This is a genomic window from Wenzhouxiangella indolica, assembly GCF_042310355.1.
In the GTDB taxonomy this organism is placed as follows: domain Bacteria; phylum Pseudomonadota; class Gammaproteobacteria; order Xanthomonadales; family Wenzhouxiangellaceae; genus Wenzhouxiangella.
Window position 1 is genome coordinate 297,968 of sequence record NZ_JBHJMR010000003.1, and the last position, 19,247, is coordinate 317,214.

Annotated in this window: 21 protein-coding genes; 12 read left to right on the plus strand and 9 right to left on the minus strand. The window is 65.7% G+C overall.

Going from position 1 to position 19,247, the window contains the following annotated elements; translation table 11 throughout:
• The first annotated feature begins 17 nt into the window (after positions 1-17).
• A complete protein-coding gene (locus ACDC67_RS06385) occupies positions 18-992 on the plus strand; it encodes a DUF1684 domain-containing protein (RefSeq protein ID WP_376691580.1) in 975 nt (324 codons plus the stop codon).
• 114 nt (positions 993-1,106) lie between these two features.
• Here the strand turns inward: ACDC67_RS06385 and ACDC67_RS06390 are convergent, their stop codons facing one another.
• The 5 genes from ACDC67_RS06390 to pspA all read right to left on the minus strand — a co-directional run bounded on the left by ACDC67_RS06390 (position 1,107) and on the right by pspA (position 3,724).
• The gene (locus tag ACDC67_RS06390) at positions 1,107-1,889 is read right to left on the minus strand and encodes an enoyl-CoA hydratase/isomerase family protein (RefSeq protein WP_376691582.1); all 783 of its coding nucleotides are present in this window, start codon (positions 1,887-1,889) and stop codon (positions 1,107-1,109) included.
• Positions 1,890-2,153: 264 nt separating this feature from the next.
• Positions 2,154-2,396, minus strand: coding sequence for a hypothetical protein (locus tag ACDC67_RS06395; RefSeq protein ID WP_376691584.1), 243 nt, complete (start codon positions 2,394-2,396; stop codon positions 2,154-2,156).
• Between the two features lie 36 nt (positions 2,397-2,432).
• Positions 2,433-2,828: an envelope stress response membrane protein PspC gene (gene pspC, locus ACDC67_RS06400; RefSeq protein WP_376691585.1), complete on the minus strand. Its 396-nt coding sequence runs from the start codon at positions 2,826-2,828 to the stop codon at positions 2,433-2,435.
• Entirely contained in the window at positions 2,825-3,052 is a 228-nt protein-coding gene (gene pspB, locus ACDC67_RS06405) for an envelope stress response membrane protein PspB (protein WP_376691587.1), read from the minus strand. The genes pspC and pspB overlap by 4 nt, the downstream gene beginning before the upstream one ends.
• Positions 3,053-3,058: 6 nt before the next feature.
• Positions 3,059-3,724, minus strand: a complete 666-nt coding sequence (gene pspA / locus ACDC67_RS06410) for a phage shock protein PspA (RefSeq protein WP_376691588.1) — start codon at positions 3,722-3,724, stop codon at positions 3,059-3,061.
• 317 nt (positions 3,725-4,041) lie between these two features.
• On the opposite strand from pspA, the gene ACDC67_RS06415 reads away from it, so the two are divergent.
• The 3 genes from ACDC67_RS06415 to ACDC67_RS06425 are packed head-to-tail and all read left to right on the plus strand — an operon-like array spanning position 4,042 to position 5,578.
• Complete coding sequence (locus ACDC67_RS06415) at positions 4,042-4,767, plus strand: FKBP-type peptidyl-prolyl cis-trans isomerase (RefSeq protein ID WP_376691589.1); 726 nt, start codon at positions 4,042-4,044, stop codon at positions 4,765-4,767.
• A 24-nt stretch (positions 4,768-4,791) separates the two neighbouring features.
• Complete coding sequence (locus tag ACDC67_RS06420; RefSeq protein WP_376691591.1) at positions 4,792-4,992, plus strand: DUF1289 domain-containing protein; 201 nt, start codon at positions 4,792-4,794, stop codon at positions 4,990-4,992.
• Complete coding sequence (locus tag ACDC67_RS06425; protein ID WP_376691594.1) at positions 4,982-5,578, plus strand: CoA pyrophosphatase; 597 nt, start codon at positions 4,982-4,984, stop codon at positions 5,576-5,578. Before ACDC67_RS06420 ends, ACDC67_RS06425 begins: the two co-directional genes overlap by 11 nt.
• Here the strand turns inward: ACDC67_RS06425 and ACDC67_RS06430 are convergent, their stop codons facing one another.
• Complete coding sequence (locus tag ACDC67_RS06430; RefSeq protein WP_376691597.1) at positions 5,579-7,177, minus strand: potassium/proton antiporter; 1,599 nt, start codon at positions 7,175-7,177, stop codon at positions 5,579-5,581. It abuts the gene before it with no gap.
• Between the two features lie 18 nt (positions 7,178-7,195).
• Here ACDC67_RS06430 and ACDC67_RS06435 point away from each other — a divergent pair, with 18 nt between their 5' ends.
• Both ACDC67_RS06435 and ACDC67_RS06440 read left to right on the plus strand, forming a co-directional pair.
• Entirely contained in the window at positions 7,196-7,948 is a 753-nt protein-coding gene (locus ACDC67_RS06435; protein WP_376691599.1) for an enoyl-CoA hydratase/isomerase family protein, read from the plus strand.
• A 77-nt stretch (positions 7,949-8,025) separates the two neighbouring features.
• Positions 8,026-8,340: a hypothetical protein gene (locus ACDC67_RS06440; protein ID WP_376691601.1), complete on the plus strand. Its 315-nt coding sequence runs from the start codon at positions 8,026-8,028 to the stop codon at positions 8,338-8,340.
• A gap of 1 nt (position 8,341) precedes the next feature.
• On the opposite strand, the gene ACDC67_RS06445 is transcribed toward ACDC67_RS06440, so the two are convergent.
• The gene (locus tag ACDC67_RS06445) at positions 8,342-8,743 is read right to left on the minus strand and encodes an acyl-CoA thioesterase (RefSeq protein WP_376691603.1); all 402 of its coding nucleotides are present in this window, start codon (positions 8,741-8,743) and stop codon (positions 8,342-8,344) included.
• 219 nt (positions 8,744-8,962) lie between these two features.
• Positions 8,963-11,839 carry an excinuclease ABC subunit UvrA gene (gene uvrA / locus ACDC67_RS06450; RefSeq protein WP_376691605.1) on the minus strand — a complete coding sequence of 959 codons (2,877 nt, stop codon included), beginning with the start codon at positions 11,837-11,839 and terminating at the stop codon, positions 8,963-8,965.
• Between the two features lie 372 nt (positions 11,840-12,211).
• On the opposite strand from uvrA, the gene rplU reads away from it, so the two are divergent.
• The 4 genes from rplU to ACDC67_RS06470 all read left to right on the plus strand — a co-directional run bounded on the left by rplU (position 12,212) and on the right by ACDC67_RS06470 (position 15,824).
• Positions 12,212-12,523, plus strand: a complete 312-nt coding sequence (gene rplU / locus ACDC67_RS06455) for a 50S ribosomal protein L21 (RefSeq protein ID WP_376691606.1) — start codon at positions 12,212-12,214, stop codon at positions 12,521-12,523.
• Positions 12,524-12,526: 3 nt separating this feature from the next.
• Positions 12,527-12,787, plus strand: a complete 261-nt coding sequence (gene rpmA / locus ACDC67_RS06460) for a 50S ribosomal protein L27 (protein WP_376691607.1) — start codon at positions 12,527-12,529, stop codon at positions 12,785-12,787.
• A 297-nt stretch (positions 12,788-13,084) separates the two neighbouring features.
• Positions 13,085-14,134, plus strand: coding sequence for an Obg family GTPase CgtA (gene cgtA / locus ACDC67_RS06465; protein WP_376691609.1), 1,050 nt, complete (start codon positions 13,085-13,087; stop codon positions 14,132-14,134).
• 76 nt (positions 14,135-14,210) lie between these two features.
• Positions 14,211-15,824 carry a mucoidy inhibitor MuiA family protein gene (locus ACDC67_RS06470; RefSeq protein WP_376691611.1) on the plus strand — a complete coding sequence of 538 codons (1,614 nt, stop codon included), beginning with the start codon at positions 14,211-14,213 and terminating at the stop codon, positions 15,822-15,824.
• An 87-nt stretch (positions 15,825-15,911) separates the two neighbouring features.
• Here ACDC67_RS06470 and rpsT read toward each other — a convergent pair whose 3' ends face one another.
• Positions 15,912-16,175, minus strand: coding sequence for a 30S ribosomal protein S20 (gene rpsT, locus ACDC67_RS06475; RefSeq protein ID WP_376691612.1), 264 nt, complete (start codon positions 16,173-16,175; stop codon positions 15,912-15,914).
• A gap of 282 nt (positions 16,176-16,457) precedes the next feature.
• Between rpsT and murJ the strand changes: the two genes are divergently transcribed.
• Both murJ and ACDC67_RS06485 read left to right on the plus strand, forming a co-directional pair.
• Positions 16,458-18,074: a murein biosynthesis integral membrane protein MurJ gene (gene murJ / locus ACDC67_RS06480; RefSeq protein ID WP_376691613.1), complete on the plus strand. Its 1,617-nt coding sequence runs from the start codon at positions 16,458-16,460 to the stop codon at positions 18,072-18,074.
• A 46-nt stretch (positions 18,075-18,120) separates the two neighbouring features.
• Positions 18,121-19,041, plus strand: a complete 921-nt coding sequence (locus ACDC67_RS06485; RefSeq protein WP_376691614.1) for a bifunctional riboflavin kinase/FAD synthetase — start codon at positions 18,121-18,123, stop codon at positions 19,039-19,041.
• Positions 19,042-19,247 lie beyond the last annotated feature (206 nt).

A 19,247-nucleotide genomic window follows, 5' to 3' on the forward strand; every position in this document is an offset into this window, starting at 1 on the left:
AACGGAGAGCGATGGCCATGGAAACGAGACGGACGACCGGCCTGCGAGCCATGCAATGGGCTGCCATCGGGGCCGCAGTCGCGCTGTTTCTCGGAGCCTGCGCGGTCGATGCCCCGAAGCCTCGAGCGCCGGAGCCGGAAGCTGCGCCGAGCGTCGAAGCATCCAACGGGCGGGCCGATGCCCTGGCCTGGCGCGAGCGACGCTACGCGCGCCTGACCGAACCCTACGGCTGGCTCAGCCTGGTGGGGCTGGACTTCGTCGAAGACGGGCGCTGGCGCGTCGGTGTAGCCGATGATGCCGATATCTCCATGCCGGCCGGCCCCGACCACTGGGGCGAGTTGGTGGTGGAGGGTACACGGGCGCATTTCGAGCCCGCCTCGGATGCGGTCAGCGTGGACGGAAGAGCCGGCGTGCCCGGCATGCTGGTCCAGCCCGGCCGCGACGAGCCGGTCTGGGTGCAGGCCGCCGACGTACGCTTCCAGATCATCGAGCGCAAAGGCCGCCTGGGCGTTCGCACGCGCTGGCCGCGGGCCAGCACCCGCACGGACTTCAAGGGCCTGGACTACTTTCCGTTCGACCCCGAATGGCTCGTCGAGGCGCGCTTCGAGTACCACCCGCCGGGTACGACCATGCCCGTCGGCAGCGTGCTCGGCGATATCACCCAGGAGCCCAACCTGGGTGTGGCGGTTTTCGAATACCGCGGCGAGACCTACCGCCTGGAGGCCGTCGCCGACGAAGACGACGAGGAGCTGTTCTTCGTCTTCGCCGACCGCACCACCGGCCGCGAGACCTACGGCGCCGGGCGCATGCTGTACGCGCCCATGCCCGATGACAACGACTGCACGGTGCTGGACTTCAACCGCGCCTACAACCCGCCGTGCACCTTCACCGAATACTCCACCTGCCCCCTGCCGCCCCCGGAAAACCGCCTCGACGTGCGCGTGACGGCCGGGGAAAAGGATTATGCGGGAGAGTCTGGCTATCTGAAGTAGCGCGAATAGTAAATCGGAACCACCGAAGACACCGAAGACACCGAAGGCACCAAAAATCCATTCACTTCGGTGTCATTCGGTGTTTTCGGTGGTTTCCCGGTTTTGTTGATTGTTTTACTTGCCTCGAAACTCCGGAGCACGCTTTTCGAGGAAGGCGCCGGTGCCTTCCTGCATGTCCTCGGTGGCGCAGCACAGGGCGAAGCGGGCGGTTTCCAGCGCCAGGGCGGTATTCATGTCGGTATCGGCGCCCTGGTTGATCGCCTGCAGGATGCCGCGCACCGCCTCCGGCGCCGCCGCGGCCAGCTGATCCGCCAGCCGGCTGACACTCGTCTCCAGTTCCTCCTGCTCGACCACGCGGTTGACGATGCCCAGCTGCTCGGCCCGTTCGGCCTTGATCGGCTCCCCGGTCAGGGCCATCTCCAGCGCCCGGGTCGTGCCCGCGAGGCGCAGCAGCCGCTGCGTGCCGCCAAAGCCCGGCATGATGCCCAGCTTGATTTCCGGCAGGCCCAGGCGGGCGTTGCTGGAGGCAATGCGCAGGTGGCAACCCAGGGCCAGCTCCATCCCGCCGCCGAGGGCGAAACCGTTGATCGCGGCGATAACCGGCTTGTCGAAGCTCTGGATCAGGCTCATGAGGTTCTGCCCCATGGCCGAAAAGGCGCGTGCTTCAATCGCCGACTGCTGGCGAATCTCGCCGATGTCGGCGCCGGCCACGAAAGCCTTCTCGCCCGAGCCGGTAATCACGATCACCCGCACGGCGTCGTCGCCGTGGGCCTCGATCATAGCCTGCTGCAATTCCAGCAGGGTCTGCCGGTTGAGCGCGTTGAGCTTGTCGGGGCGGTTGACGGTGATCGTGCGAACGGCGTCGCGGTCGGTGACTATGAGGTTTTCGTAGGCCATGGATGTTCGGCTCCCGGTTGGATTGGTTGGAGCCGGATAGTTTAAGGGCTGGGGAAGGGTAAAAAGGAAGGTTTCAGGGTTCAGGTTTCAGGTTTCAGGCGACGACGTCTGCGCCTTGCGGGGCGGCTGCGCCGCGATTCGAAGATGCCGACGGGGATGCCGCACTTTCCTTTCGATCTCGCACGGGCGGACCGCGGCGAAGCCGCCCCGCAATGCTCTCGGCTGCCGCCTGAAACCTGAACCCTGAACCCTGAAACCTTCCTTTCATCCTCCGTTAACCACCTTCACAATCAACCACCCCGCAACCCCCAATGTGGCGCCCCCCGCCAGGAGCAGACCCACCGCCGGCGCCAGCGGCGCCATCTCGGCCAGCAGGGCGCTGGCGTGGGGCAGGGCGTTGGAAAGGCATTCCGAGTTCGCAATCGCGCTGATCAGCCCCTCGCCGATTCCGGCCAGGGCGGCCGGAATCATGAGCAGCAGGATGACGATGGTCAGTAGCAGATGCATGGCGGCGGCTCCCTCGACGCGCTCGCAGCGGGCCGGTCAGTCGCGCAGCTCGCGGTCGATGCGGTACTCGTTCGAGGTCAGCCAGGCCTCCATTCGCTGCAGGCGCTTGTCGAGTTCGCGGAAACGGTGGTTGAGGCTGCTGACCCCGTCTTTGGGGCCCTTGCGCACTTCCTGCCAGAAGGCTTCTTCGCGCTCGTCGCGATAAAGATTGGCGGGGCGCTTCGGCAGCAGGATCCACAGCGCGATGTAACCGACGACCATCACCGCGGTAAACGGGATGGCCAGCAGCACGGTGATAACGCGCAGCGCGGTCAGGTTGAAACCGGCCCAGTCGGCGACGCCGGCGCAGACCCCGCCCAGGAAGCTGCGCTGCTTGTTTCGATACAGGCGATTGCGGCTGGGGCGATCGTGTTCGTCGTATCGGCGGTTCATGTGCGGTCTCTCCATTTGGGGCTGTCGGCGTCGAGAATGCGCTCGAGGGTGCGAATGCGGTCCTCCATCTTGTGCGCGTTCTCGTGCAGTTCTTCCATCAGCGCCTCGTCCTTGCTGTTGAGGCGCCGGTTGGCCGAATTGCGCGTGGCGTAATGCAGGATCAGCCAGATCGGCGCCACGATCACCATGAAGACGATCAGCGGCACGAATAGCAACTCACCCATGGCGGATTACTCCTTGTTGCGGCGCGACTTGAGCTCGGCGAGCGCCTCCTCGACCCGATCATCGCGCTCGAGCTGGTCGAACTCCGAAGTCAGGGACTGGCCCTTGCGGCCCATGTCCAGGGCTTCGGCTTCCGATTCGATGCGCTCGATGCGTTCTTCGGCGGCATCGAAGCGGTACAGCATCTCGTCGATCTTGCCGTTGTGAACGTGCTTTTTGGTCTTGAGGGTGTGGTTGGCCGAGCGGTGACGCATCACCAGGGCCCGCTGGCGGTTGCGCGCGTCGGTCAGCTTTGCCTGCAGCTTGCCGATGTTGTCGTCGTACTTGGCCAGCTGCTCCTGGTATTGCTCCAGTTCTTCGTGCAGGTAGCCGATTCGGTCGCCCAGCGCGGTTTTCTCGGCCAGCGCGGCGCGGGCCAGGTCCTCGCGATTCTTCTCCAGCGCGAGTTCTGCCTTGCGTTCCCAGTCAATCTGCTGCTGTTCCAGGCGCTTGAGCAGGCGGGCGCGCTCCTTCTTCTCGGCAATGCACTTGGCCGTGGCCGAACGAATCTCGACCAGGGTGTCTTCCATTTCCTGGATCATCAGGCGGATCATCTTCTCCGGATCCTCCGCCTTTTCCAGAGCGGAATTGAGGTTGGCGTTGATGATGTCGCCCATGCGGGAAAAAATGCCCATTTTTCGTGTCTCCTGTGCGATCGGGTTGTTGCTTGCCCGGTATGAAGCAAACTCTGTGCCAATGCGGGTCAGTCGGAAAAAACAATGACTTGCGCGCGCCGCTCCGGCAGCATATGGTGTATTTGGCCTTTCATTTGGTAAATACTGCCTTTACGGGCTCAGGAACCCGTACGCGCTTTGATGGTCAATGGGTGGTGACAAGGGCCCTGTAGCGGGCCGCTGCATTCCCGGGGCCCCGTGGCCACGGGCAGGGCGGTCGGGTACAATGCCCGCTTTCGCAATTTCCGCTTTCAACGACTTCCCTTAACGGAGGCAACATGCAGAAGTGCTTTCTCGCGGCGACGATGGCCTTGATTCTGGCCGCGCCGGCTGTAGCCCAGGACCTGGAAAGTGAAGAGGGCCAGCTCGGCTATTCCATCGGTTATGAATTCGGTGCCGAGCTTCGCAGTTACGACATCAGTGTCGATCTCGAGGCCGTTATCCAGGCCATGCGCGACGCCTACAACGAGCAGGAACCCGCGGTCGACATGCAGATCATGCGCGAGCGCATGACCGAGCTGCAGGAAAGGCTGCGGCAGGAACGCATGGAGGCCTTCGAGGCTCTCGCCGAGGAGAACCAGGCCAAGGCCGAGGAATTCCTGGCCGAGAACCGCAGCAAGAACAACATCGTTGCCTTGCCCAGCGGCGTGCAGTACCGCGTGATCGAAGAGGGTGAAGGGGAACGTCCCAGCCTCGAGGACACCGTGACGGTCAACTATCGCGGCTCCAAGATCGATGGCCGGGAGTTCGACAGCTCCTTCCGCCGCGGCACACCGGCCGTGTTCGAGGTCAACTCGGTCATCGAGGGCTGGCAGGAAGTGCTGCCCCTGATGAAGGAAGGGGCCGAATGGCAGGTCTTCCTGCCGCCCGAGCTGGCATTCGGCGTGCGCGGCGATCCGCCGATCATCGGCCCCAACGAGGCGCTCAAGTTCGATATCAAGCTCGAGCAGATCGGCGCACCGGAAGACTACGAAGCACCGACCCAGGCGCCCGGGCAACAATAGGAAACCTTCGGTAAGGAACCTTCGATGAGCGACCCGGCACGGCCGATTCCGGAAGTCGAGTCGCCCTGCATCGGGACCTGTACCCTGGGTCCCGGTGACTTGTGCGTGGGTTGCTTCCGTTCCGCCACGGAGATCACCGGCTGGCTGGGGTACTCGCCCGAGCAGCGCCGGGAAATCATGCAGGCCCTGCCGGCCCGGGCGGATCGGCTGTTCGATGAAGGCTGAAGTCGCGCCGTCGCTTCTGGCGGCGCGGCTGCATCCTCCCGACACCCCGCACGAAGACCTTCCCCTGGGCGGTTTTCGCCCCGTTCACGATCGCTGGAACCCGCGTCCGGCGGCCGTGCTCATTCCGATCGTGGCGTTCCCCGAGCCAGCCGTGGTGCTGACCGTGCGCAGCCGCCGGATGTCACTGCACGCCGGCCAGGTGGCCTTGCCCGGTGGGCGCCGGGAATCCGACGAGCCGTTTCCGCTGGTGACCGCCTTGCGCGAGACCAGCGAGGAGATCGGCGTCGATGCCGCCGCCGTCTCGGTTCACGGCCTGCTCGATCGCTTCGACACCATCACCGGCTATCGCATCGTGCCCGTGGTCGCCACGATCGACGGCGCACCGCGCTTGACGCCCTGTCCGAACGAGGTCGAGACGATTTTCACCTTGCCCCTGTCGGTCGTCCTCGATCCCGATTCCTACCGGCACCATCGGGTGACCCGCGGTGGTCACGGCCATGACCTGGTCACCATTCCGCATCACCGCTGGATGATCTGGGGTGCCACCGCAGCCATACTGCACCAGCTGTGCAAGAAGCTCGGCTGATCAGTCGTCCTCGCGCAGGCCGAACATCAGCTCCACCGATCGCTTGTCTTCCGGCTTGACCATGACGTGCACATGGTCGCCTGCCTGCAGCAGGGTGTCGGGGGTGACCGGCAGGGCCTCCTTGCCGCGGACCACCAGCAGGATGTCGGCGCCGGTGGGGAGCGGCAGCATGCGCGCCGGCTGACCGGTCACCAGGGCGGCCGGGTGCAGGTTGAACGAGATGATCTGCACCGGCAGGCTGTCGATGGCGTTGATTTCCAGCACCGGGGCGGGGCGCTCGACACTGCCGCGCTCGACGCCGAACAGGGACACGGCCCAGCGCACGGTCGCGCCGGGAATGATCGCGTTGACCACGACCACGAAAAACACCAGGTGGAACAAGGTCATGGCACCCTCGACACCCGCCATCACCGGGTAGGTGGCGAGCAGGATGGGCACCGCGCCGCGCAGCCCCACCCAGGAGATGAAAGCGGTCTCGCGCGCGGTGTATCGAAACGGCAGCAGGCACAGGGCGACGGCCAGCGGACGGGCGAACAGCGCCAGCGCGAGCGCGAGCAGCAGACCGCGCCAGCCGAATGACATCAGGATCTGCGGTACCGCCAGTAGCCCCAGCACCAGGAACATCGTGATCTGGGCCAGCCAGGCGAGGGCGTCGTGCACGCGCAGGATGCCGGAGCGGTAGGGCAGGCGACGGTTGCCCAGCATCAGGGCGGCCACGTAGACGGCGAGGAAGCCCGAACCCATGAACAGGGTGGGCACACCGAAGGCGAGCAGGGCCAGCGCCAGGGTCAGGGCCGGGTAGAGCCCGGCGGCGGGTACCCGGATGCGCGAGAGCAATTGCGCGCCGAGCCAGCCGATGCCGAGCCCCGCAACGAGACCGATCACCAGCTGCAGCGCGACGTGACCGAGAAAGCCCGGCAGGCTGAAGGGTTCGCTGCCGACCAGTTGTGCGGTCAGTGTCAGCGTCAGAATCACGGCCATCGGATCGTTGAGGCCTGATTCCAGCTCCAGGGTGGCGCCCACGCGACGCCGAAGCTGAACCCCCGAGCCGCGCAGTGTCGAGAATACGGCGGCCGCGTCGGTCGACGAGACGATCGCGCCGAGCAGCAGCGCCAGCATCCAGTTCAGGCCCAGCCACCAGGCCGTCAGGGCCACCAGGCCGGCGGTTCCGACGACCGCCAGCGTGGCCAGGATCGAGGCCGGCAGCAGGTGTTCGCGAACCTGTCGGAAGGGCGTGTTCAAGCCGCCGTCGAACAGGATCAGAACCAGGCCCATGGTGCCGATGCGAAAGGCCAGTTCGAAGTCGATCAGCTCGTGGCCGAAGCGCGAGCCGACGAGCAGCCCGATAAGCAGGAAGACCAGCACGATAGGAATGCCGATGCGTTCCGACGGCCGGCTGAAGAGCACGCTCAGGACCAGCAGGAGCCCGGCGGCCGTCATCGCCAATGCGGTACTTGCCGGTTCCGACTCGAACACGCGTTTGCACTCCCGATTCCGACAATAGATCATCATAACCGCTGCCGATGACAGCGCGAATGCCTTGCCGCGCCGTTCGCCCGCCGTGGCCGGCGGGGCGGTAAACTCGCAGTCTGATTTCAAGCAGAGGACGCCAGCGGAATGCTCCAGAACATCGATCACGGCGACGGAATCGTCGAACTGCGTCTCGACCGCCCGCCGGTCAACGCGCTCAACCCGGCACTGGTCAATGCCCTCGACAAGGCCATCGGCAAGGCCACCGACGACGGCGCTCGTGCGCTGATCGTGTCCGGGCGCGAGGGCCTGTTCTCCGCCGGGCTGGACGTACCCGAGCTGCTGAACCTCGACGAGCGCGGCATGCGCGAGTTCTGGCAGGCCCTGTTCGGCCTGCTCGAGCGCATTGCCCGCAGCCCGGTGCCGATCGTGACCGCGCTGACCGGCCACAGCCCGGCCGGGGGCACGGTGATCGCGCTGTTTGCCGACTACCGCATTCAGGCCGAGGGCGATTATCGGCTCGGTCTCAACGAAGTCCAGGTCGGCCTGGTCGTGCCGCCGGCCATTCACCGGGCCCTGGTGCGCCTGATCGGCCCCTATCCCGCCGAGCGCCACCTGGTGGCCGGCGAGATGATTCCCGCCGCGGAAGCGCTCGAGCTGGGCATGGTCGACGAACTGGCGGCGCCGGCGGAGGTCGTGACGCGCTCGGTCGAGTGGTGCCGCGGCCTGCTGAAGCTGCCCCAGCATTCCATGCAGGCCACAAGGGCGCTCTGCCGTGCCGAGTTGGGCGCGCTGTTCGATGATCGCGAGGCGCTCGATATCGACGCGTTCGTTGCCGGCTGGTTCGACGAGCAGACCCAGGCCACCCTCAAGCAGCTCGTGGAACGCCTCAAGGGCTGAACCCGCGCCGGTCGTTCGTATTGCCCCCGCGGCCCGCGGGGGCTATGCTGAACCGAGCCGATGCCAGGAGGTTCGTCATGGAACAGGCGCAGCACGACGATCGCAGGCGCTATCTGCGTTACCCGCCCGACGAGACGGAGATCGTCCTTCTCCAGTTCTCCAACACGACGCCAAGCGAAGAAGTCTTCGAGCCCGAGACCGCCGGGCTGGTGTGCGAGGAATCGCGCGGCGGCCTGCGCGTCGTGGTCCTCACGCGCGGGCCGATCCGCTCGGTCGAGAAAGGATCGCGCTGCGTGGTCCAGGTGGCCAACCTGGGACTACAGGCGGCCGAGATCCGCTGGATGGACGAAGTCGACGACGACGTCATCAAGCTCGGCCTGGAGTTCAGCTAACTCAGTTCCCGAGCTCGCGGATGCAGTTGGGCAGCGGCACGGGCTCGCCCTTCGTCTTGTCGATCCACACCAGGGTGCAGGTGGCGTCGGCGTACACCGTCGGCTCGCCGTCCTTCTCCGCCACCGACCGGATCTCGTGCTCGAGCTTGATACTCGAACGGCCCGGTGAGAGCGGCTTGAGCGTGACCTCGATCGTCTGGGGCCAGTAGATCGGCCGCCGGAAGTTGATGCTGATGTTGGCAACCACCGGCCCGGTTTCGCCGTCCTGCCAATGACTCGGCACCGACTCCATCCACTGCGCCCGACAATCCTCGACATAGCGCAGGTAGACCACGTTGCTGACGTGGCCGAAAGAATCCATGTCGCCCCAGCGGACGGGGAGCTCGATCTTGAATTCGGACATTGGGGGCTTCCGGTTGGTGTTGTGGTCGATTGTAGCGCTGGGCCGGCCGAAGGGCCGGAATTTACAATGATCAAGCACCAATTTACAAATAAATCCCAATGACCAATTTTCAATGCACCAAACATGGCCGGTGCGGTTTCGATCATTGATTATTTGATCATTGGTCCTTGTTTGAAAATTGGAATTTGGTACTTGGTCATTAAGAGCTAGATCGTCTCGTCAAGCTGACTTCTTTCGCTTTCGTTTAACGCCCAGTACATCCGCCAGATACTCCCCGGTCCACGAACCGTCGGTGCGGGCGATTTCCTCGGGCGTGCCCGTGGCAATGATCCGGCCGCCGCGTTCGCCGCCCTCGGGGCCGAGGTCGACGATCCAGTCGGCGGTCTTGATCACGTCCAGGTTGTGCTCGATGACGACCACCGTGTTGCCCTCGTCCCTGAGGCGGTGCAGGACTTCGAGCAGGTGCTTGATATCGTGGAAGTGCAGGCCCGTCGTCGGCTCGTCGAGGATGTAGAGCGTGTTGCCCGTGTCGCGCTTGGACAGCTCGCGCGCGAGCTTGATGCGCTGGGCCTCGCCGCCGGACAGGGTGGTCGCCGACTGCCCGAGCGTGATGTAGGACAGGCCCACGTCCATCAGGGTCTGCAGCTTGCGCGCCACCGCCGGTACGGGCTCGAAGAAGGCGAGGGCGTCCTCGACCGTCATCTCGAGCACTTCGCGAATGCTCTTGCCCTTGTAGGTGACCGACAGGGTCTCGCGGTTGTAGCGCTTGCCCTGGCAGACGTCGCAGGGCACGAAGATGTCGGGCAGGAAATGCATCTCGACGCGGATCACGCCGTCGCCCTGGCAGGCCTCGCAGCGGCCGCCCTTGACGTTGAAGGAGAAGCGGCCCGGCTTGTAGCCGCGAGTGCGGGCTTCCTGGGTCCCGGCGAACAGTTCGCGAATGGGCGTGAACATGCCGGTATAGGTGGCCGGGTTCGAGCGCGGCGTGCGTCCGATCGGGCTCTGGTCGATGTCGACCACCTTGTCGTAGAGATCCAGCCCCGAGTGCCCCTTGTGCGGCGCGGGCGTCCCCGAGGCGCCGTTGAGTTCGCGTGCGAGCAGCTTGTAGAGCGTGTCGTTGATCAGGGTCGACTTGCCCGAGCCCGACACGCCGGTCACGCAAACGAAGCGGCCGGCCGGAAGCTCGAGGTCGACCGACTTGAGGTTGTTGCCGGTCGCGCCCTCCAGCCGGAACAGGCGCTTGCGGTCGGGCTTGTTGCGCTGTTTCGGCACCGCGATTTCCCTGCGGCCCGACAGGTAGTCGCCGGTCAGCGAGCCCTCGCAGTCGATCAGGCCCTCGGGTGAGCCGTTGTAGACGATGCGGCCGCCGTGCACGCCGGGGCCGGGGCCGATGTCGACCACGTGATCGGCCGAGCGAATGGCTTCCTCGTCGTGCTCGACCACGATCACGGTGTTGCCCAGGTCGCGCAGCCGGAACAGGGTCTCGAGCAGGCGCGCGTTGTCGCGCTGGTGCAGGCCGATCGACGGTTCGTCGAGCACGTACATCACGCCCACCAGGCCGGCGCCGATCTGGCTGGCCAGTCGGATGCGCTGGGCTTCCCCGCCCGAGAGGGTGTCGGCCTGGCGGTCGAGGGTGAGGTAGTCCAGGCCGACGTTGACCAGGAAGTGGAGGCGCTCGCGCACTTCCTTGAGAATCCGCCCGGCGATCTCGCCGCGCCAGCCGGCCAGTTCGACCCGGTTGAAGAAATCCAGGCAGCGCTCGACCGACCAGCTCGAGATCTCCGGCAGCGACATGTCGGCAATGTAGACGTGGCGTGCGGCGCGGCCCAGGCGCTGGCCGTGGCACTCGGGGCAGGCGCGCGTCGAGATATAGCGCGACAGCTCCTCGCGCACGATGCGCGAGTCGGTTTCCCGGTAGCGTTTTTCCAGGTTCGGAATGATGCCCACGAAGGGGTGCTTGCGCGACTGCGTGCCGCGCTCGGACAGGTAGCGGAAGGCGATCTTTTCCTGGCCGCTGCCGAACAGGATGATCTCCTGCAGCTTCTCCGGCAGCTCGCCGAAGGGGGTCTCGATATCGAAGCCGTAGTGCTTGGCCAGCGACTGGATCAGCTGGAAGTAGTAGGCGTTGCGCCGATCCCAGCCGCGGATCGCACCGCCGGCCAGCGACAGCTCGCGGTTGGCCACCACCCGGTCGGGATCGAAGTACTGCTTCACGCCCAGGCCGTCGCAGGTCTCGCAGGCCCCGTTGGGGTTGTTGAACGAGAACATCCGCGGCTCGAGCTCGGGCAGGCTGTAATCGCACACCGGGCAGGCGTAGCGGGCCGAGAAGAGCATCTCCTCGATCGCTTCGTCGTCGCTTTCCGGGTCGGCGTCCCGGCTCGGCATCGGCGCGACCAGGGCCAGGCCGTCGGCTAGCGCCAGCGCGGTTTCGAAACTCTCGGCCAGGCGCTGGGCCAGGTCGGGACGAACGCGGAAGCGATCGACCACCGCCTCGATGGTGTGCTTCCGCCTGAGTTCGAGCTTCGGCAGCTCGTCGTCGAGATCGATCACCGTGCCGTTGACGCGGGCGCGGACGAAGCCCTGGGCGCGCAACTCCTGCAGCACCTGCAGGTGCTCACCCTTGCGGTTGCGCACGATGGGCGCGAGCAGCATCAGCTTGCTGCCCTCGGGCAGGTTGAGCACCGTGTCGACCATCTCAGAGACGGTCTGGGCGTCGAGCTCTTCGCCGTGGTCCGGGCAGCGCGGCGTTCCGACACGGGCGTACATCAGGCGCAGGTAGTCGTGGATCTCGGTCACCGTGCCGACGGTCGAGCGCGGGTTGTGGCTGGCCGCCTTCTGCTCGATCGAAATCGCGGGCGAAAGCCCCTCGATGCTGTCGACATCCGGTTTTTCCATCATCGACAGGAACTGCCGGGCGTAGGCCGACAGCGACTCGACGTAGCGCCGCTGGCCCTCGGCGTAGATCGTGTCGAAGGCCAGCGAGGACTTGCCCGAACCGGAAAGACCGGTGAACACGATCAGCCGGTCGCGGGGCAACTCGACATCGACATTGGCCAGGTTGTGGGTGCGCGCGCCGCGAACGCTGATCGACTTCATTGCAAAAGGCCATAAATCAAAGACAAGCCTGCTAATATATCGCGCCGCGCGTGATCAGCGCAAAGCGAAACGCCGAATTCAGCAGACAGTCGGTCGGGTGGATTTGCGAAACCGCAGATGAACGCCGATCAACGCAGATCTACCATACTGATATTAAGGGCTCCTGAACCACACCCCGTGCCGCCGGTCACTGCAGATGCAATCTCTCTGGCGTAGGGGAACCCAAAAATCTGCGTTCATCTGCGTTCATCTGCGGTTCCACTTTCGCCCGGCCCGAGAAGGCGGCGACCCAGTGCCGGGTGCGTTGACGAGAGCGGGGTCGTCCTGTAGAATTCCCGCTCTTTACTGGCGAGTTCTTGCGGAGATTCATCCATGTACGCGGTATTTACCACCGGCGGAAAGCAGTACCGGGCCTCTGAAGGCGACGTTCTGCGCGTTGAAAAGCTGGAGGCCGAGAAGGGCTCCAAGGTCGAGATCGACCACGTTCTGATGGTCGGCGAAGGCGAAGACGTTCGCGTCGGCACGCCGACGGTCGATGGCGGCAAGGTGACCGCCGAGGTGGTGGACCACGGCCGCGGCGAGAAGATTCGGATCATCAAGTTCAAGCGGCGCAAGCACCACATGAAGCAGATGGGTCACCGCCAGTACTACACCGAAATCAAGATCACCGGAATCGAGGGCTAAGCAATGGCTCATAAAAAGGCAGGCGGCTCCACTCGTAACGGCCGCGATTCAAATCCGAAGTACCTGGGCGTCAAGCGCTACGGCGGCGAAGCCGTCCTGGCCGGCAACATCCTGGTTCGCCAGCGCGGCACGCGCTTCCACGCCGGTAACAACGTCGGCGTAGGCCGCGACCACACCCTGTTCGCGCTGTCCGACGGCAAGGTCAAGTTCGAACAACGCGGCAAGCCCGTGCGCAAGTTCGTCACGGTCGAACCGGCCGAGTAAGCGACGAACCAGCGAAAAGACTCGCACTCCGCTCCAAACCGGATGCCGAGACGGCCCCGCCTTCGTGCGGGGCTTTTTCGTGTCAGGCGGCACGAATCTGACGATGAGACGTGTTCCCTCCAAACGAAGGAACCACCGAAGACACCGAATCCACCGAAAAAACAGGAACGGGGCCAGTTGTTACTGGGGCGCTGTAACGCGACTCGAAATGAGACTGCGCTTCGTGATGGGATCTGTTCTTCTTCGGTGTATTCGGTGCCTTCGGTGGTTTCTCTCTTTTCCAGCTAGAATTCCGTTATGAAATTCGTTGATGAAGCCTCCATTCGTGTCACGGCCGGTAACGGCGGGCACGGCTGTGTCAGTTTTCGGCGCGAGAAGTACATTCCCAAGGGCGGTCCCGACGGCGGTGACGGCGGTGATGGCGGCGATGTCTGGCTGGAGGGCGACTCGGGGCTCAATACCCTGGCCGATTTCCGGCACGCGAGGCAGTTCAAGGCGAAGAACGGCCAGCCCGGTGCGGGACGGCAGTGCACCGGCAAGTCGGCCGAGGACGTCATCGTGCGGGTGCCGTTGGGCACCATCGTGCGCGCTGCCGAAACCGACGAGCTGATCGGCGAAGTGCTCGACCACGGCCAGCGCCTGCTGGTCGCCCGCGGCGGCTACGGCGGCCGGGGCAACACGCGCTTCAAGTCGTCCACCAATCGCACGCCGCGCCAGTCCACGCCGGGCACGCCGGGCGAGGAGCGCGGCCTGCACCTGGAGCTCAAGGTCCTGGCCGACGTCGGCCTGCTCGGTTTCCCCAACGCCGGCAAGTCGACCCTGATCAGCGCCGTTTCCGCGGCCCGGCCCAAGGTGGCCGACTACCCGTTTACCACCCTGCACCCCAACCTGGGGGTCGTCAGCCTCGAGCCCGGACGCTCGTTCGTGATCGCCGATATTCCCGGCCTGATCGAGGGCGCGGCCGAAGGCGCCGGGCTGGGTATCCAGTTTCTCAAGCACCTGCAGCGCACCGGCCTGTTGCTGCACCTGGTGGAGATCGCGCCGGTCGACGGCAGTGATCCGGTCGACCAGGTGCGCGCGCTCGAGCGCGAGCTGGCGCGCTTCGACGAGGCCCTGGCCGGGCGCGAGCGCTGGCTGGTGATGACCAAGATCGATCAGCTCGACGAGGAACTCGCGCGCGACACCGCCGCGGAGATCATCGACAAGCTTGACTGGCGCGCGCCCTGGTTCGCGGTCTCTTCAGTTGCCGGGAAGGGGCTGGACAAGCTCACCGGCAACGTGATGGGGTATCTTGAAGATCAGCGCAGCGACGACGCGCACGAATCGGCGACGTCCGTCGACGAATGAGCTGCCTGGCGTTTCCTTAACCCCCTGATTGGCAGTCGCACGTTGTTTGGGGTGTCACTTCATCCGGAGAACATCGATGTTCAACAAACTGTCCTTGCCCGTTTCCCTGATTGCCGCCCTCGGCTGGCTGACTCCGGCCTCGGCCGAGATTGAGTCCGTCACTGTCTTCCCCGACCGGGCGACAGTCACCCGCGTGATCGAGATGAGCGTCGAGTCCGGCACCGGCGAACTGGTCCAGTCGGACCTGCCGACCGGCCTTTCACGTGACAGCCTGCGAATATCCGCCAACGGCCCGGACGGGTTGCGGCTCGGCGCCTACCAGCTTGAGCCCGTGCGCGGCAGCGAGCGCGTCAGCGAGCGGGCGCGCGAACTGGAGCGCCGCCTGCAAACCCTGCGCGACGAGCGCGACGGCATCGACGACGAGGTCGAGGCGCGCGAGCTGCAGCTCAACCTGCTGCGTTCGCTCGCCAGCGGTGCCGGGCAGGGCGACGAGAAGCTCGCCGTCGACGGTTGGAGCGATGCCCTGCAGACGGTCGGCAGCGGCGCCGAAGAAGTGCTGTCGGCGCGCCGGGCGCTGAGCCTGCAGCGGCGCGAGCTGACCGAGGAGATCGATCGCCTGGAGCAGGAGCTGGCCGACCTGGGCCAGCAGCAGCAGGACACGCTGCGCCTGAGCCTCGCCTACGACAGTGGTTCGGCCGGCACGGCCGAGTTCACCATCGAGTACACCGTCGGCGGCGCCGGCTGGCGGCCGGTTTACGAGTGGCGGCTGGATACCGAAGCCGACGAGCTGCGGATCGTCCAGTTCGCCGAGGTGCGCCAGCGTACCGGCGAGGACTGGACCGAGGCCGATCTCGAGCTGTCGCTGTCGCGGCCCTCGGCCGGCGGGCGCCTGCCCGAGGTCTCACCGTGGTGGATCGACGTGATCGAGCCCCGGCCCGAGCAGAAGGAGGGGGAACTCGACCGGGTCCAGGTAACGGGCAGCCGGGTTCAGCGCAGCGAAATGGAATTTGCCGCCGCACCCCAAGCCGAGGCGCAATGGGACGGCGCCGAGCTGGTCGGCAACGAATACACCCAGGCCTACCGCGTGCCCGGTCGCGCCAGTGTCGCCGCCGACAACCAGCCGCACCGTTTCCGGCTCGACGAGCACGAGGTGGACGTGGCGCTCAGCGCCCGCGCCGTCCCGCGTTACCAGGCCACGGCCTGGCTGTACGCCGAAGGCAAATGGGAAGGCGAACTGGCGCTGCCGCCCGGGTCGGCCACGCTCTACCAGGACGGCACCCTGGTCGGGCAGACGCGCTTCGGCGGCGTGGCGCCGGGCGGGGAACTCGCTTCGAGCTTCGGCGTGGACGACCGCATCAGCGTCGAGTACGAACTCGTCCGCGACGACCGTTCCACCGAAGGCATGCTGCGCAAGTCCAGCGTCCTCACGCGCGTGCACCGCATCAGCGTGAGCAACGGCCACTCGCGCCCGATCGACCTGACGGTGTTCGACGCCATGCCCGTCTCGCGCGACGAGCGCATCGAGGTGTCGCTGACCGATGGCACGACGGCTCCCGACCGCCGCGACGTCGACGAGCGCCCGGGCGTGCTGGCCTGGGACCGGGAAGTCCCGGCCGGCGACGACCTGGAACTGACCGTCGGCTACCGCCTGAGCTTCCCGGAAGACCTCGAGGGTGTTCAGGGCTGGTAGCGTCTGGATCCAGGCATGAAAAAGCCGCGCTCGATGGCGCGGCTCTTTCGTGTTCTTGCTGTACCCGGAAGGCCGGGCGGGGCTGCCTCAGCCCAGATCGCGGACGTGCTGGTTCAGTCGCGACTTGTGGCGGGCGGCCTTGTTGGCGTGCATGATGCCCTTCGACACGGCACGGTCGATGGCGGGAACAGCCGTCTTGTAGGCTTGTTCGGCAGCGGCCTTGTCGCCCGACTCGATGGCGCGCAGCACGCGCTTGATCTGGGTGCGCACGTGCGAGCGCTGCGAGGCGTTATGCTGCCGGTTCTTCTCAGCCTGGCGGGCACGCTTGCGGGCGGATACGCTATTGGCCACGTTGAATCTCCTGGAAATGCAGTCAGTGTTTAATCAAGCCGGCAATTATCGGATGAACGGCGCTGTGAGTCAAGCGTTGGAACGGGACTCGGGACTCGGGACTCGGGACTGGCTACTGACGGGCCGGCGTCGCCTGAAAGCTGGAAGGTTTCCTTCGATCTTTGCCAAAAGCAATTCGGATCGCAGGGCACTCGCTAGGATCCCCACTGCCCGATCAAGCCGCGAGTCCCGAGTCCCGAGTCCCGAGTCCCGATCCGTAGCGCGCAACAGGGCCGTGAAGCCATGAGCCTACTCCGGAGCCTATTCAGCTTCAGCACCATGACCCTCATCTCACGCATCCTCGGCTTCGTGCGCGACGTGGTCTTCGCGCGCTGGTTCGGGGCGGGGCCGGCGATGGATGCGTTTGTCTTCGCCTTCAAGATTCCCAATTTCCTGCGCCGGCTGTTCGCCGAGGGGTCGTTCTCGCTGGCCTTCGTGCCGGTGCTCAACGAATATCGCGAGAAGCACGACCACGCGCAGCTCAAGTCCCTGATCGACGCCACCGCCGGCAGCCTGATGGCGGTGCTGCTGGTGGTGACCGCCCTGGGCATGCTGGCCGCGCCCTGGGTGGTCACCATCTTCGCGCCCGGTTTTCTCGACGACCCGGAGAAGTTCGCGCTGGCCGCCGACATGCTGCGGGTGACCTTCCCCTACCTGCTGTTCATCGCCCTGACGGCCCTGGCCGGCGGGATTCTCAACACGCTCGGGCGTTTCGCGCTGCCGGCGCTGACGCCGGCGTTGCTCAACATCTCGCTGATCACCGCGGCGGTGGCGATCAGCCCCATGTTCGCCGAGCCGATCAAGGCCCTGGCCTGGGGCGTGCTGATCGCCGGTGTACTGCAGCTGCTCGTTCAGCTGCCCGTGCTCGCCCGCCACGATGTGCTGCCGCTGCCGCGGCCCGATTTCCGGCATCCCGGGGTGCGGCGCATCATGAAGCTGATGGTGCCGACCCTGTTCGGCTCGTCCGTCGCCCAGGTCAGCTTGCTGTTCGACGTCTTCTTCGCCTCGCTGCTCGCCTCGGGTTCGCTCGCCTGGCTCTACTACGGCGACCGCCTGATGGAGTTTCCGCTGGGCATGTTCGGCGTGGCGCTGTCGGTGGTCATCCTGCCCACGCTGTCGTCGCTGCATGCGCGAGACGGGCGCGAGGAATTCCGGGCCACGCTCGACTGGGCCGTGACGCTGGGTTTGCTGATCGCGCTTCCGGCGGCGGTCGGCCTGGCCATGGTGGCCGAGCCGCTGGTCATCACCCTGTTCCAGCACGGCGCATTCACCCCCCACGACGCCGCCATGGCGGCGGCCGCTCTGCTGGCCTATTGCCTGGGTCTGCCGGCCTTCATCGGCGTCAAGATCCTGGCCCCGGCCTACTTCTCGCGCCAGGACGCCAGGACGCCCGTCAAGGTGGCGATCATCGCGCTGGTGGCCAATATGGGCCTCAACGTCGTGTTCGTGGTGGCCATCGCCCTGTGGCTGGCCGGCGGCGACCGGGGTGGCGGATTTTTCGCCATGCTTGCCGCGCACCCGGGCGCCCACGCCGGGCTGGCCCTGGCGTCGAGCGTGTCGGGCTGGATCAACGCCTCGCTGCTGTGGCGCGGCCTGCGCCACCAGTCCCTGGCGCCGCGCCTGCCGTGGCGCCGCGTGGGGCAGGCGCTTGCAGGCTGTGCCGTCATGGCCCTGGTGATCCTGCTGCTGCAGCCGGAAGTGGCGCGCTGGCTGGATGCGGGCACCGGCTGGCGCACGGGCATGATCGGCCTGGTGATCGTTGCCGCCGCGGCATCCTACGCGCTGGTTCTGCTGGCCACCGGCCTGCGCCCCCGCCACCTGCTGCGGCCGGCCAGGGTCGAAGGCCGGGACGAGGACTGAAATGCGCGCTCCGATCGACAAAACCCGGTAGAATCCGCTGCTTGCCATGCGACTCGTCCGATACTTCAATCCCGACCGCGACAGGCTCCCCGCAACTTCGGTGGCGGTGGGTAATTTCGACGGTCTTCACCGCGGTCACCAGGCGCTGATCGACGCCGCCCGTGAGGGCGCGGGCAAGCTTGCGCCCGCGCTGATGTGCTTCGAGCCGCTGCCGGCAACCTTCTTCAAGCCCGACGAGCCGCAGCCGCGTCTGCTCAACGTGCGCGACAAGATGCGCCTGGTGCAGGACTTCGGGCTGGACGTGATGTTCATGCTGCGCTTCAACGCGGCGTTCGCTCGACAGAGCCCGGAGCGATTCGTGCGCGACGTGCTGGTGCGCTGTGCGCGCGCCGAACGGGTGGTCGTCGGCGCCGATTTCCGCTTCGGTTCACGCGCCGCCGGCGACGTGGCCATGCTGGAGAAGCTGGGCGGGCGCTACGGCTTCTTGGTCGAGCGTGTCGAGGCGGTCACCGACGACGAAGAGCGGATTTCCTCGACCCGCGTGCGCACGGCCCTGTTCGAGGGCGACCTGGCCGAGGCCGAGCGCCTGCTGGGGCGCCCCTACCGCATCTCCGGCCGCGTCCTGCGCGGCCGCGCGCTCGGCCGCGACCTGGGTTTCCCCACCGTCAATATCCGCCCGCCGCTGCCGCCGGCTTTGACCGGAATCCTGGCCGTGCGCGTATCCGGCGACGGCCTGGTCGCACAGCCGGGTGTGGCCAGCCTCGGCCACCGCCCCGTCCTCGGCGGCACCGACTGGCTGCTGGAAGTGCACCTGTTCGATTACGATGGCGACCTGTACGGCAAACACCTGGAAGTCGAATTCGTCGAGTTCATCCGCAAGGAAGCCCACTTCGACAGCCTCGAGGCGATGACCGAACAGATGAAGAAGGATGCTGACAAGGCGAGGAACGCGCTTGAGCGCGAATGACCAATGATCAAACTCCAATTTACAAACAAATCTCAATGTTCAATTTTCAATGATCGAAACCCGCTTCGGGCGACCGGAGGAGTTTTGGTCATTGAGAATTCCCGGAACCCGGAACCCGGAACCCGGAACCCGTAAACCGTAAACCGTAAACCGTAAACCGTAAACCGAATTCCTGAACCCTGAACCCTGAACCCTGAACCCTGAAA

Coding starts and splice junctions, on each gene's coding strand:
- ACDC67_RS06385 (WP_376691580.1), top strand. CDS start 18: ATGGAAACGAGACGGACGACCGGCCTGCGAGCCATGCAATGGGCTGCC.
- ACDC67_RS06390 (WP_376691582.1), bottom strand. CDS start 1,889: ATGGCCTACGAAAACCTCATAGTCACCGACCGCGACGCCGTTCGCACG.
- ACDC67_RS06395 (WP_376691584.1), bottom strand. CDS start 2,396: ATGCATCTGCTACTGACCATCGTCATCCTGCTGCTCATGATTCCGGCC.
- pspC (WP_376691585.1), bottom strand. CDS start 2,828: ATGAACCGCCGATACGACGAACACGATCGCCCCAGCCGCAATCGCCTG.
- pspB (WP_376691587.1), bottom strand. CDS start 3,052: ATGGGTGAGTTGCTATTCGTGCCGCTGATCGTCTTCATGGTGATCGTG.
- pspA (WP_376691588.1), bottom strand. CDS start 3,724: ATGGGCATTTTTTCCCGCATGGGCGACATCATCAACGCCAACCTCAAT.
- ACDC67_RS06415 (WP_376691589.1), top strand. CDS start 4,042: ATGCAGAAGTGCTTTCTCGCGGCGACGATGGCCTTGATTCTGGCCGCG.
- ACDC67_RS06420 (WP_376691591.1), top strand. CDS start 4,792: ATGAGCGACCCGGCACGGCCGATTCCGGAAGTCGAGTCGCCCTGCATC.
- ACDC67_RS06425 (WP_376691594.1), top strand. CDS start 4,982: ATGAAGGCTGAAGTCGCGCCGTCGCTTCTGGCGGCGCGGCTGCATCCT.
- ACDC67_RS06435 (WP_376691599.1), top strand. CDS start 7,196: ATGCTCCAGAACATCGATCACGGCGACGGAATCGTCGAACTGCGTCTC.
- ACDC67_RS06440 (WP_376691601.1), top strand. CDS start 8,026: ATGGAACAGGCGCAGCACGACGATCGCAGGCGCTATCTGCGTTACCCG.
- ACDC67_RS06445 (WP_376691603.1), bottom strand. CDS start 8,743: ATGTCCGAATTCAAGATCGAGCTCCCCGTCCGCTGGGGCGACATGGAT.
- uvrA (WP_376691605.1), bottom strand. CDS start 11,839: ATGAAGTCGATCAGCGTTCGCGGCGCGCGCACCCACAACCTGGCCAAT.
- rplU (WP_376691606.1), top strand. CDS start 12,212: ATGTACGCGGTATTTACCACCGGCGGAAAGCAGTACCGGGCCTCTGAA.
- rpmA (WP_376691607.1), top strand. CDS start 12,527: ATGGCTCATAAAAAGGCAGGCGGCTCCACTCGTAACGGCCGCGATTCA.
- cgtA (WP_376691609.1), top strand. CDS start 13,085: ATGAAATTCGTTGATGAAGCCTCCATTCGTGTCACGGCCGGTAACGGC.
- ACDC67_RS06470 (WP_376691611.1), top strand. CDS start 14,211: ATGTTCAACAAACTGTCCTTGCCCGTTTCCCTGATTGCCGCCCTCGGC.
- murJ (WP_376691613.1), top strand. CDS start 16,458: ATGAGCCTACTCCGGAGCCTATTCAGCTTCAGCACCATGACCCTCATC.
- ACDC67_RS06485 (WP_376691614.1), top strand. CDS start 18,121: ATGCGACTCGTCCGATACTTCAATCCCGACCGCGACAGGCTCCCCGCA.